This window comes from Flavobacterium nitrogenifigens, from assembly GCF_003254565.1.
GTDB classification, from domain to species: Bacteria; Bacteroidota; Bacteroidia; order Flavobacteriales; family Flavobacteriaceae; genus Flavobacterium; species Flavobacterium nitrogenifigens.
Genome location: NZ_QJRI01000180.1, coordinates 77,596 through 90,891, shown reverse-complemented (window position 1 = coordinate 90,891; position 13,296 = coordinate 77,596). Strand labels below are relative to the sequence as shown.

The 13,296-nt window shown below is 34.5% G+C and carries 13 protein-coding genes; 8 read left to right on the top strand and 5 right to left on the bottom strand.

Going from position 1 to position 13,296, the window contains the following annotated elements; all coding sequences use genetic code 11:
- Positions 1-179: 179 nt before the first annotated feature.
- The 6 genes from DM397_RS18995 to DM397_RS18970 all read left to right on the top strand — a co-directional run bounded on the left by DM397_RS18995 (position 180) and on the right by DM397_RS18970 (position 7,998).
- Positions 180-638, top strand: coding sequence for a MarR family winged helix-turn-helix transcriptional regulator (locus DM397_RS18995; RefSeq protein ID WP_073416662.1), 459 nt, complete (start codon positions 180-182; stop codon positions 636-638).
- 34 nt (positions 639-672) lie between these two features.
- Complete coding sequence (locus tag DM397_RS18990) at positions 673-3,063, top strand: 3-hydroxyacyl-CoA dehydrogenase/enoyl-CoA hydratase family protein (RefSeq protein ID WP_111379036.1); 2,391 nt, start codon at positions 673-675, stop codon at positions 3,061-3,063.
- Positions 3,064-3,160: 97 nt separating this feature from the next.
- Entirely contained in the window at positions 3,161-4,342 is a 1,182-nt protein-coding gene (locus DM397_RS18985) for a thiolase family protein (protein WP_111379035.1), read from the top strand.
- Between the two features lie 130 nt (positions 4,343-4,472).
- Positions 4,473-4,823: a four helix bundle protein gene (locus DM397_RS18980; RefSeq protein ID WP_111379034.1), complete on the top strand. Its 351-nt coding sequence runs from the start codon at positions 4,473-4,475 to the stop codon at positions 4,821-4,823.
- A 59-nt stretch (positions 4,824-4,882) separates the two neighbouring features.
- Complete coding sequence (locus DM397_RS18975) at positions 4,883-6,673, top strand: acyl-CoA dehydrogenase family protein (RefSeq protein ID WP_111379033.1); 1,791 nt, start codon at positions 4,883-4,885, stop codon at positions 6,671-6,673.
- 230 nt (positions 6,674-6,903) lie between these two features.
- On the top strand, positions 6,904-7,998 hold the full coding sequence (locus DM397_RS18970) for a glycoside hydrolase family 18 protein (protein WP_111379217.1): 1,095 nt from the start codon (positions 6,904-6,906) through the stop codon (positions 7,996-7,998).
- 49 nt (positions 7,999-8,047) lie between these two features.
- On the opposite strand, the gene DM397_RS18965 is transcribed toward DM397_RS18970, so the two are convergent.
- From DM397_RS18965 to DM397_RS18950, 4 genes are all read right to left on the bottom strand, one after another.
- Complete coding sequence (locus tag DM397_RS18965; protein ID WP_111379032.1) at positions 8,048-8,539, bottom strand: hypothetical protein; 492 nt, start codon at positions 8,537-8,539, stop codon at positions 8,048-8,050.
- A gap of 82 nt (positions 8,540-8,621) precedes the next feature.
- A complete protein-coding gene (locus DM397_RS18960) occupies positions 8,622-9,536 on the bottom strand; it encodes a transporter (RefSeq protein WP_111379031.1) in 915 nt (304 codons plus the stop codon).
- Between the two features lie 44 nt (positions 9,537-9,580).
- Positions 9,581-10,099 carry a DUF4251 domain-containing protein gene (locus tag DM397_RS18955; protein ID WP_111379030.1) on the bottom strand — a complete coding sequence of 173 codons (519 nt, stop codon included), beginning with the start codon at positions 10,097-10,099 and terminating at the stop codon, positions 9,581-9,583.
- A 4-nt stretch (positions 10,100-10,103) separates the two neighbouring features.
- A complete protein-coding gene (locus DM397_RS18950) occupies positions 10,104-10,532 on the bottom strand; it encodes an META domain-containing protein (protein WP_111379029.1) in 429 nt (142 codons plus the stop codon).
- Positions 10,533-10,745: 213 nt separating this feature from the next.
- Here DM397_RS18950 and DM397_RS18945 point away from each other — a divergent pair, with 213 nt between their 5' ends.
- Complete coding sequence (locus DM397_RS18945; RefSeq protein WP_111379028.1) at positions 10,746-11,273, top strand: superoxide dismutase family protein; 528 nt, start codon at positions 10,746-10,748, stop codon at positions 11,271-11,273.
- Between the two features lie 109 nt (positions 11,274-11,382).
- Entirely contained in the window at positions 11,383-12,585 is a 1,203-nt protein-coding gene (locus DM397_RS18940) for an LETM1-related biofilm-associated protein (RefSeq protein WP_111379027.1), read from the top strand.
- 41 nt (positions 12,586-12,626) lie between these two features.
- Here the strand turns inward: DM397_RS18940 and can are convergent, their stop codons facing one another.
- A complete protein-coding gene (gene can, locus DM397_RS18935; protein WP_111366243.1) occupies positions 12,627-13,262 on the bottom strand; it encodes a carbonate dehydratase in 636 nt (211 codons plus the stop codon).
- Positions 13,263-13,296 lie beyond the last annotated feature (34 nt).

The window sequence follows — 13,296 nt, the reverse complement described above, 5'->3', positions numbered from 1 at the left end:
AAAGGATTTTTACAGCATCAAAAATGTTAAAATCTAAAAAAAGAATAGTATATTACACTTAAAATAAACAACCAAAACCCTCTAAATCAGGGATATTTTACAACTAACCAAAAAATTATTAAAAAATTATATGCATGCATAGTATTTTTTAATTATATTTGAAATCGATATAGTTACCTATGAAAGACAAAACGATAGATTATATTTTAAGAGCGACATGGCAAGCTGTTTCAAGAATGTATAATGAAGAGGCTGCAAAATACGATGCAACAATGGCGACAGGGTTTGCTCTTTTAAGTATGGACAAGGAAGAAGGAACTCCATCAACGGCTCTTGGCCCAAGAATGGGAATGGAAGCCACCAGCTTAACAAGAACCTTGAAATCTATGGAAGAAAAAGGTTTAATTGTTCGCAAAAAGAACCCAAGCGACGGAAGAGGTGTTTTGATCTATCTAACCGAGTTTGGAAAAGAAAAAAGAGATTTATCTAAAAATACAGTTCTAAAGTTTAATGAAACCGTTAGAAAACATGTTTCGGAAGAAAAACTGAATCATTTTATCGAAGTTTCTGAAATCATCAACGAACTGATTCACGATAAAAACATATTTAATCAAACAGAAAACACAGAAAAAGAATAATATTCTTTTCCTCCTACAAACAAATAATAACAATATGAAACGCACAATTAAAAAAGTTGCTGTAATTGGATCCGGAATTATGGGTTCAGGTATAGCTTGTCATTTTGCTAACATTGGTGTCGAAGTTTTACTTCTGGACATTGTACCGCGTGAACTGACCGAAGCTGAAGCTAAAAAAGGATTAACACTTGAAAGTAAAGCCGTTCGCAACCGTGTGGTAAACGAACATTTGGCGAATTCATTAAAATCGAAACCATCTCCTATTTACAGTCAGAAATTCGCAAATAGAATTACGACTGGAAATACAACAGATGATATGGCAAAAATTGCTAATGTTGATTGGATTATCGAGGTTGTTGTTGAACGTTTAGACATTAAGAAATTAGTTTTTGAACAAATCGAGAAATTCCGTAAACCGGGAACTTTAGTTACTTCAAACACTTCTGGTATTCCAATTCACTTTATGAGTGAGGGAAGAAGCGTAGATTTCCAACAACACTTCTGCGGAACTCACTTTTTTAACCCTGCGCGTTACTTAAAATTATTTGAAATTATTCCTGGTCCAAAAACTTCTACTGAAGTATTGGATTTCTTAAACGAATATGGATCTAAATTCTTAGGAAAAACTTCGGTTGTTGCTAAAGATACTCCGGCGTTTATTGGAAATAGAATTGGTATTTACGGAATCCAGAGTTTATTCCATTTAGTCAAAGAAATGGGATTAACTATTGAAGAAGTTGATAAATTGACTGGACCAGTAATTGGCCGTCCAAAATCGGCTACTTTCCGTACGGTTGACGTTGTTGGTTTAGATACTTTGGTACACGTTGCTAATGGTATTTACGAAAACTGCCCAAATGACGAACAACACGAATTGTTCAAACTTCCTGATTTCATTAACAAAATGATGGAAAATAATTGGTTAGGAAGCAAAACTGGACAAGGTTTCTACAAAAAAGTAGATAAAGATATTCTTTCTTTAGACTTAAATACACTAGAATACCGCGCTGCGAAAAAAGCAAATTTTGCTACTCTTGAACTAACAAAAACTATCGATAAACCAATCAATCGTTTTAAAGTTTTAGTTAAAGGAACAGACAAAGCGGGAGAATTCTACCGTAAGAGTTTCGCTGGAATGTTTGCTTACGTGTCAAACAGAGTTCCTGAAATCTCAGACGAATTATATAAAATTGACGATGCCATGAAAGCTGGTTTTGGATGGGAAAATGGTCCATTCGAAATCTGGGATGCCATTGGTGTTGCCAAAGGAATTGAAATCATGAAAGCTGAAGGTTTAGAGCCTGCTGCATGGGTTACTGAAATGTTGGCTTCTGGAAGCGAAAGTTTTTATACTGTAAAAGAAGGAGCGACTTATTTCTATAACATTCCGACAAAATCACAAGTAAAAGTTCCTGGACAAGATTCATTCATTATTCTGAACAACATCCGCGAAAGCAAAAAAGTTTGGAGCAACAGTGGAGCAATTATTCAGGATTTAGGAGACGGAATTTTGAACTTAGAATTCCAATCTAAAATGAATACAATTGGTGGCGATGTACTTCAGGCTATCAACAAAGCAATCGACTTATCTGAAAAAGAATATCAAGGTTTAGTTATTGGTAACCAAGCAGCGAATTTCTCTGTTGGAGCTAATATTGGAATGATTTTCATGATGGCAGTTGAGCAAGAATATGACGAATTGAACATGGCAATTAAATTGTTCCAAGACACCATGATGCGTGTTCGTTACTCTTCAATTCCAGTTGTTGTTGCGCCTCACGGAATGACTTTTGGTGGTGGTTGCGAAATGAGCTTACATGCTGATAAAGTAGTTGCGGCTGCAGAAACCTATATGGGATTAGTTGAATTTGGTGTTGGAGTTATCCCTGGTGGTGGTGGTTCTAAAGAAATGACTTTAAGAGCTTCAGATTTATTCCGCAAAAACGACGTGGAATTGAATGTTCTTCAAGAGTATTTCTTGACAATCGCAATGGCTAAAGTTTCAACTTCTGGTTATGAAGCTTTTGACACTGGACTTCTTCAACATGGAAAAGACATTATTGTAGTAAACAAAGATCGTCAGATTGCTGAAGCTAAAAAACATGCATTGTTAATGGCAGAAGCAGGTTATACTCAGCCAATCAGAAGAAATGATATTAAAGTTCTAGGAAAACAAGCTTTGGGTATGTTCTTAGTTGGAACTGACCAAATGCAGGCTGGAAAATACATTTCTGAGCACGACAAGAAAATCGCTAACAAACTGGCTTATGTAATGGCTGGTGGTGATTTATCTGAAGCTACTTTAGTATCTGAACAATATTTATTAGATATCGAACGTGAAGCTTTCTTGAGTTTATGTACAGAGCGTAAGACTTTAGAGAGAATTCAATACATGTTGACTAAAGGAAAACCGCTTCGTAACTAGAAAAGTAGAAGAAAGATGCAAGAAGCAAGATTTCAAAACAAAGTTTTGTCTTTTCTCTTGGCTCTTGCTTCTATAAATCTTAAAAAAACAAAAACAAATGAAAACAGCATATATAGTAAAAGCATATAGAACAGCAGTTGGAAAAGCTCCAAAAGGTGTTTTTAGATTTAAAAGACCTGATGAATTAGCTGCAGAAACCATTCAGTTTATGATGGATGAGTTGCCTAATTTTGATAAAAAACGTATCGACGACGTTATGGTAGGAAATGCCATGCCAGAAGCAGAACAAGGTCTTAACGTTGGACGTTTGATTTCTTTGATGGGATTAAAAGTGGAAGACGTTCCTGGTGTTACAGTAAACCGTTACTGCGCATCTGGATTAGAAACTATCGGAATGGCGACGGCTAAAATCCAATCAGGAATGGCAGATTGTATCATTGCGGGTGGTGCAGAAAGTATGAGTTATATTCCGATGGGAGGTTACAAACCAACTCCAGATTATAAAGTTGCCGCTGCAGGTCACGAAGATTACTATTGGGGAATGGGTTTAACTGCTGAAGCGGTGGCTAACCAATACAAAATCTCAAGAGAAGATCAGGATGAGTTTGCTTACAACTCTCACATGAAAGCTTTGAAAGCGCAAGCAGAAGGAAAATTCGATAAACAAATCGTTCCAATTACTGTTGAACAGACTTTCATCAATGAAAATGGTAAAAAAGAAACAAAATCATACGTTGTAAATAAAGACGAAGGACCAAGAGCAGGAACTTCTAAAGAAGCTTTAGCAGGTTTAAAACCCGTTTTTGCTGCTGACGGAAGTGTAACGGCTGGTAACTCTTCGCAAATGAGCGACGGTGCTGCATTCGTTTTAATCATGAGCGAAGAAATGGTAAAAGAATTAAACCTTGAGCCAATTGCACGTTTGGTAAATTTTGCTTCTTCTGGTGTTGAACCAAGAATTATGGGTATTGGTCCTGTAAAAGCTATTCCGAAAGCATTAAAACAAGCGGGATTAACATTAAACGATATCGAGCTAATTGAATTAAACGAGGCTTTTGCTTCTCAAGCTTTAGCAGTTACTCGCGAATTAAATATTAACCCAGAAATCATAAACGTAAACGGTGGAGCAATTGCTTTAGGTCACCCTCTAGGATGTACTGGAGCTAAACTTTCTGTTCAGTTATTCGACGAGATGAAACGTAGAGGTAACAAATATGGAATCGTTTCGATGTGTGTGGGGACTGGGCAAGGAAGCGCTGGAGTTTACGAAGTGTTGTAATTTTTTTTTTGAGAGGAAAGAAGCAAGAAACAAGACTTAAATTTGGAATGTAGATTTTCTAAAAGCGTATTTTAAGAAAGTAGTAAAAAACTTACTTTTAATTTTTCTTCTTATCTTGCCTCAAAAAAACATGAGACACAATTTTAAGAATTTGAAAATTTGGATTTTAGCTATGGAAATTACTAATGATATCTATAAACTAACTGCCACTTTTCCAAAATTAGAAACATATAGTTTAGCAAATCAGATGAACAGATGTTCTGTATCAATGCCTTCGAATATTGCCGAAGGATCGAATAGAGGAAACAAACATTTTCAGCATTATCTGAATATTAGTTTAGGCTCGTCATTTGAATTACAAACACAACTGTTAATAGCTTGTCAAAACGACTATTTAACAAAAGAAAAAACAGAAAAATTAGAAAACAAAATAATTGAATTTCAAAAGATGACTACAGGCTTCATCAATAAGTTAGGTTAAAATCTTTCTTCTTGCTTCTTGCCTCTTTTTCATCCTATCAATCTAAAAAACAAAAAGTCATGAGCGACAAAACAAGAGGAGGTCAATTCCTAGTTAAAGAAACAAAATGCGAGGATATCTTCACACCAGAAGATTTCTCAGAAGAGCAGTTAATGATGCGTGACTCTGTAAAAGAGTTCGTTGACAAAGAATTATGGGCGCATAAAGATCGTTTTGAGAAAAAAGATTATGCTTATACAGAATCATCTATGCGTAAAGCTGGTGAACTTGGACTTCTTGGAGTTGCAGTTCCAGAAGAATATGGCGGATTAGGAATGGGATTTGTTTCTACAATGTTAGTTTGTGACTACATTTCTGGAGCCACAGGTTCTTTCTCAACTGCTTTTGGTGCTCACACCGGGATTGGAACTATGCCAATTACACTTTACGGTACTGAAGAACAAAAGAAAAAATACGTTCCGAAATTGGCTTCTGGAGAATGGTTTGGAGCTTATTGCTTAACTGAACCAGGCGCAGGATCTGACGCTAACTCAGGAAAAACAAAAGCTGTTTTATCTGAAGATGGAAAATACTACTCTATCACAGGTCAAAAAATGTGGATTTCGAATGCAGGTTTCTGTTCGGTTTTCATTGTTTTTGCTCGTATTGGAGATGATAAAAATATTACAGGTTTCATCGTAGAAAACGATCCGTCAAACGGAATTTCTATGAATGAAGAAGAGCATAAATTAGGAATCCGTGCTTCTTCTACTCGTCAGGTTTTCTTCAACGAAACAAAAGTTCCGGTTGAAAACATGTTATCTGAAAGAGGAAACGGTTTCAAAATTGCAATGAACGCTTTAAATGTTGGTCGTATTAAATTAGCTGCTGCTTGTTTAGATGCTCAAAGAAGAGTTACTTCTGGAGCCGTAAAATATGCTAACGAAAGAATTCAGTTCAATACTTCTATTTCATCTTTTGGAGCTATCCGTTCTAAATTAGCTGAAATGGCAACTAACGCTTACGCAGGAGAAAGTGCTTCTTACCGTGCTGCAAAAGATATCGAAGATAGAATCGCTGCTCGTGAAGCAGAAGGAACTTCTCATCAAGAAGCTGAATTGAAAGGTGTTGAAGAATATGCTATCGAGTGTTCTATCTTGAAAGTAGCCGTTTCTGAAGACGTTCAATCTTGTTCTGACGAAGGAATTCAGATTTTTGGTGGAATGGGATTCTCTGAAGATACTCCAATGGAAAGTGCTTGGAGAGATGCTCGTATCGCTAGAATCTACGAAGGAACAAATGAAATCAATAGAATGCTTTCTGTAGGTATGTTGATCAAAAAAGCAATGAAAGGACACGTTGATTTACTTGGACCAGCAATGAAAGTTCAAGAAGAATTAATGGGAATTCCATCTTTTGATACTCCAGATTTCTCTGAATTATTCGCAGAAGAAAAAGTAATCGTAGCAAACTTGAAAAAAGTTTTCTTAATGGTTGCTGGTAGCGCTGTTCAAAAATATGGTCCTGAATTAGATGCTCACCAACAATTATTGATGGCAGCTTCTGATATCTTAATCGAAATCTACATGGCTGAAAGTACTATTTTGAGAACTGAAAAATTAGCAAAAGCTCAAGGCGAAGATAAAGTTCAGGAGCAAATTGCTATGGCAAAATTATACTTATACAAAGCTGTAGATATTGTAAACTTAAGAGGAAAAGAAGGAATCGCTTCTTTCGCTGAAGGTGACGAACAACGTATGATGTTAATGGGACTTAAACGTTTCACTAAATATACTAACCTGCCAAATGTTGTGGCACTTAGAGAAAAAATTGCAGCAAAATTAGTCGCAGAAGATACTTACTGCTTCTAATTTCAAAATAGTTTTTAGCTTTTAATTTGTTATAAACCCGCACAAGTCCGAAACTGTGCGGGTTTATTTTTTTGATATTTACAACGAAAGATATTTCTTATGCGACGCAATATTTTTGCAGTTATTTGCAAAATATTTGTTAAAATTAGCTTCTAGGCTCTAACAGAATGGTTAAACATCAAATGTATTACAGTATATTTAACGTTCTAAAAACTATAAAAAACAAAATAATGAAACAAATTAACCTAATTGCATCATTTTTATTGTGCTTTTGCTTCACCGCTACTTTCGCACAGAAGAACAAAAAAATGGATATTATTGCCTATTACACTGGCGATTCTCAACTTATTGATAAATATGAAGTTGAAAAATTAAACCAGATTATTTTCAGTTTTTGCCATTTAAAAGATGGTAAATTAAGTGTTGATTCTGCCAAAGATTCTCTTACAATTAAACATTTAGTTTCGCTTAAAGCAAAAAATCCACAGCTTAAAATTATTGTATCTCTTGGTGGCTGGGGAGGCTGCGAACCTTGTTCTGAAGCTTTTTCTACTGCAGAAGGCCGTTTAAAATTTGCAAAATCTGTAAAAGAAGTAAGCGACTATTTTAAAGTTGATGGTTTAGATTTAGATTGGGAATACCCATCAATTGAAGGTCTTCCTGGGCATTTGTACCAACCTGCTGATAAACCTAATTTTACAGAATTGATTAAAATATTACGTTCAACTTTAGGTAAAAAATATGAATTGAGCTTTGCCGCAGGAGGTTTCCAAAAATGTCTAGATGAGTCTATAGACTGGAAAGCTGTTGCTCCATTTGTAAATCGTATTAATATTATGAGTTATGATTTAGTGAACGGATATTCAAAAGTTACTGGTCATCATACGCCATTATACAGCACAAATCCGAAAGAAGAATCTACCGATAGAGCTGTTGAGTTTTTATTAAAAGCAGGTGTTCCTGCTGAAAAATTAGTTATTGGAGGTGCATTCTACACTAGACAATGGAAAAACGTAGAAAACATCAATAACGGATTGTATCAAGCTGGGGAACATTTTCAAGGTGTTGACTTTAAAAACTACGCTACAACATATACAGAAGCAAACGGCTGGAAATATTTTTATGATGAAAAAGCTCAAGCACCATATTGGTACAACGCTTCAACGAAAACTTTTGCAACATCAGACGATTTAAAATCGATCAAAGCAAAAGCGGAATACGCAAAAGCAAAAAAATTAGGCGGAATTATGTTTTGGGAACTTACTTTGGATAGTTTCCGCGACGGAATGGTAAATGAGATTTACAAAGTTAAAACTGAAAAATAAAAAAAAACGGGAATCAAATTGATTCCCGTTTTTTTTATAGACGAATATTTTACATCATTTTAGTCTTATTTTTATCCATTTCGCCAATAAATGGAATAGCTTCCAGAATTTCACTTCTGATTATCGTTTGAAGATAAACCTCAAGCTGAATAAACTTCGCCGCATTTATAGAACCAATTGCTTTTTTTGCCTGATTATAAGTTTTAGAGTAAAGTTTCTCATAATCAACATGATTTTTTAAAGTAGCTTTTGCCAATTCATCCGCTTTTGCATCAGTTAAAGTTTCATAATTAGCTGCATAATCATTTAGCAATTGAAACTTTGTCTGCCCTAAAGCTTTTCGAGATGTTTCATAATCATCGTACACTTTAGTAAAGGCTGCCGCTTGCGCATCAGATAAATTCATGTACTGTTTTACCAGGTCGGCTTTAGATTTTCCATAAACACTTTGTACTACTTCTAAATCTTCTTTGTAAGAAGACTGCGCATAAGATGAAAACGAGGCTGCCGCCAGAATAAGAATAAGACTTAATTTTTTCATAGTTTCAATTTTAAATTTGTTTTTAAAAATATATGCATACTCAAATATACTGATTTTAAATGCGTTAATCCCAAATCATTTTCTAAAAAAAAGAATATTGGTAAACTGCCGAAAGCGCATAATAATTTAGCCCATTATTCGTATATGCTCCAATATGATATTGAAATCTAATAGACTGCCCTTTTGCAATTGGAGTGGAAAAAGTTCCTCCTACGCGCCAGTTATCAATCTGACTATCATCTGAAACTCCGTCAGTAATTGTTCGACCTCCAAAAAACCATGTCGTATTGAAGCCGACCCACATTTGGTTTTTAAAATAATAGCTTGCGTGCGCCTGAAGACTATAGGTTGGTTTTTGCTCTAATTTTTTTCCTAGATAATCATTATTATCCGTATAAAACCATACACCGCCATAAGCCTCGGCATAAACATGAGCAAATCGTTTCGATACCCCAATTTCGGGTTTAAAAGCCCAGCGGTTTGTGCCAATATTTACTTGTTTATCGCCATAATATCTTCCTGTCGGGACTGAAGTAACTAAACTGACTCCAAGAATTGTTTTTTGCTCAAAACTTCTGAATTCAGATTTATCAAGTGCAGGAGAACCTAGTAGATTAATTCCGAAACGCACTTTCATATCTGCAAAACCAGTTCTTGAGCCCGTAATCAGCTGATCACTAATTACAGCAGATCCATCCATAAAAGTAAAAGGTAGTGCTACTTGTATACGAGCCAGTTTATCTGCCAACCCAAAAGTTCTAATATAATTTACAGCCATATTATGGCTTTGAAGTGTAAAATCTTTTATGGGTAAAGAAGGATCTGTAAGCACATTTCCATTCATGAAAACATAACCTGCAGCAATTACATTTAAGCTTTTAGGAACATTAGCATACACTCTGGGTTCCAAATCTTGACCAGATACCGTGAACACACCTAAAAAGAAAAACAAAACCGAAAACTGCCACTTTAATAACCAAAAAAAGATTCTTACCATATATTCAGACGAATTTGCGACAAGTTTAGTATTGAATTAAATCATTATTGTTTCTCTGCTGTTTTTGGAGCATAAATTACTCCATCATAACTAATTGGACCTCTATTATTACTGCTTACAGAAAGTGTAGTGCTTCCGTTATAAAAGATAGAAAACGTTAAATCGTACACATCATTGGCTCCTCTTACCGTTGCCTTTAGAATCGTATTGTTCTTTTTATTTTCTACTCTAATATTCTCTGGCTTCCCCTCAAACTTTATTCCGCCATCAGTACTGTATCCAACATTATAACCACGTCCAAAAAAAGGAAGATCACAGGTTGTGTTATCGGTTTTAAATTTTAAAAAATAAGTATTATAGTCCAGCTGAATTAACCTACCGCCTTGAGGCGTTGTTTTTTGAGCTTCAAAAACAAAATCCTGACTATCTATAAGCGCTTTGATTTCATTTTGTTTCTTGAGTTCTCTTTCTTGCTTAAGTTCTTTTTTTGTTTTTTCCTGTCCAGAAACCGAAAAACTAACAATACTAAGCAAGAACAGCAAAATTGGTATTGCACTTTTCATAACATCATTTTTTAGTAAAACGCATCATGGCAATATCCCCAGAAATAAAGTTTAAAGTCTTACCATCATCTGTAATATCGTAAGAAGTTATTTTTTGAAGCGTACTCAAATAAGTTTGTTCACCTTGCAATCCATCCAAACACATCATTTTGGTTACTGCCATTGGTTGAGTAAAATTAATTTTATTGCCGTCAACAGCCAATTTCCCTGAGTATGTATTACAGCTTGCGTTACCAGAAACCTGACTTGCTTTGGTATCAAAATTTATGGTTGGCTTTTTATTTGGGTATAAAGCATCAAAAGTAGTTGAAGGCTCGGAAATATAATTCAATTCCCAAGTTCCATCAAGCTTAGAAATCGCATTCGTTTTTGCGCATTTGCAGGAAATTAAAAACGAACTAAAAAAAACGAGGATAAAAATCTTTTTCATCATAACATTAAGGATTAAATGTGAGCGAATTAGACAAGTGGTTTTCAGAAATTATTCGTTAAAAACCTATACGAATTTAAACAATATTTTCGGTTTTTAACTCAATCAATATCAAATTATAAAGTATAGTTTGACTTTTTTTTAACTTTTAGAGTTAATCAATTCCGTTATTTTATGTTAAATTTACTTAATCTTTAACTAAAAATGCCCGTAGATATGAAAAAACTAATTGTTTCTTTCGCTATAATTACAGCCTTAATCATTGGCTGTAAAACAAATACAAAATCAAACGATGCTAAAACTCTGACTGTCGCATTAGAACCAAAAAGCAATAGTAAAGTAGCTGGAACCGCTACTTTTGTTGAGAAAAATGGCAAAGTAACTTTTACAGCAAAAATCACAGGATTAGAACCTGGAGTTCACGCAATTCATATTCATGAAAAAGCAGATTGCAGTTCTGCAGATGGAAGTTCTGCTGGAGGACACTGGAATCCAACTTTCAAAAAACACGGAAAATGGGGAGTCGGAGAATATCATAAAGGTGATATCGGAAACTTTACCGCTGATGCAAAAGGTAACGGATCTATCACTTTAACTACCGACGAATGGTGCGTTGGATGTGGAGATTCTAACAAAGATGTTCTTGGAAAAGGTTTAATTGTACATGCAGGAACAGATGATTTTACCACTCAACCAACAGGAAATGCCGGAGGAAGAGTTGCTTGCGCAGGAATCATTAAATAAGAAAAATTTGAATAACCGCTATTTTTAACAAAATCTAGCGGTTATTTCATTTTAAAATGAATCCTAAAACAAGAAAAAGACATAGCTTTGCATCAGCAAAATTAAGTCCATGATTAACCCATCAGCACCAGGCTGGATCGATAAGTTTTTTAGTGAACAGAAGTTTTCAGAAGCAATTCCTTTTGAAACAGTGGATTCTTTTTACTATAAAGTGAGAGAAACAGGATTTATTTATGGTCATATTATTGCTATAGATTCACAAGTTCCAATCCCAATAAAAGGTTGGTTTAAAACCGAAATTTCTAAAGTAGCTTTACTAAATACGCTCTATCATGTTTTTTGTTTAGAGAAAAGAAATTCGGAACCTAAAAATTTTATTTCTGAAGCTTTAAAGTTTTACAAGCAAATGAATCCAGAAGGATTTAATTTGTTTAAAATTTTATTGCCAAAAGACACTCCTTCTCTATCTCTAGAAAATATTATTGATCAAAGAGTTCAAACCAACGACAGCATCATCAGTAAAAACTTCTCACATTTGGTAACGAATGCTTTATTGTTTATTGATGTTTTAGCTTTTAGACAATATTTAGAGCACGGAGAAATTCCTGAAAAATATTTAAAAAGAATTGAAGAAACGGTTCTCGGAATTGTTGGATTAGCTTTAAAAACTAAAACTGTAAAATCGCAACACGACGATCTTTTAATAAAACTTTTTGAAGCTTCTATACGTTACTCCAAGTTCTCAAAAGTTACGGTTGAAACTTTAGAGACATTACAGCTTGACTATTTCAAAAACGAATTAGAGCATTATTATTTAATTGATATGGCCGGAATGGCATTGTGGAGTGATGGCGTTGTAGAAAACGAAGAATCGTATTTCTTATATGCTTTAGGTTCTACAATGGGAGTTTCAGATGATTTTGTAACCAAAAGTATGGATACAACCAATACTTTCATTACAACACATAAAAAGAAGATTCCGTACTTTAATTATTCAAATCCTGTTAAGCATTTCTATGATCAAATGACACATAGCGTTGTTAAACTGATCATTAGAAATAAAAACAGATTAATTAAAGAAATTGTACAGAGCAAAGAATTAATGGTTCTTCTTGCTTATTCTACAACAAGAGATTTGGATGCAAAAGAGAAGAAGAAAGTCAAAAAACAGCTTTTAGACATTTGCAAAACCATTCCATCTTTGACCATATTTTTACTTCCAGGAGGAAGTTTATTGCTGCCAATATTAATCAAGTTTATTCCAACAATGCTTCCATCTGCATTTAATGAGAACTTAGACGAAAACGAATAAAAAAATCGCCCTTTTTCAAGGGCGATTTCTATTTCTATCTATTAAAGATCTAATTGATAAACCGAATCCAATTCATCGTTTGAACTGATGGTTACATTCAAATCAGTTACAAAACCAGAATTTAATCCGTAAACCCATCCGTGAAGCATTAAATCTTGTCCATTTTTCCAAGCATTTTGAACAATAGATGTTTTTGCTAAGTTGTAAACTTGTTCTTTAGTATTGATTTCAACAAAAGCATTAAAACGCTCTTCTTCGTTCTCAATAGAATTCAAGTATTTATCGTGAAGACGGTATTCATCTTTAATATGACGCAACCAGTTATCGATAATTCCAACAGACTGATGCCCCATTGCAGCTTTCACACCACCGCATCCGTAATGTCCACACACGATAATATGCTTAATTTTCAAAACATTTACAGCATAATCTAGAACACTAAGCATGTTCATATCAGAATGCACAACCATATTGGCAATGTTTCTATGTACAAAAACTTCACCTGGTTTTGCACCAACAATTTCGTTTGCAGGAACACGGCTATCAGAACATCCAATCCATAATAATGGTGGCTGTTGTCCTTTTGCCAAATCAGCAAAATAATTAGGGTCTTTTGCTAATGAAGTTTCTACCCACTTTTTATTGTTTTCTAATAACTGCTCATAAAATTTTCTCATTTTTTTATTTTTTTGTGTGGTAATTTCTAAGTTA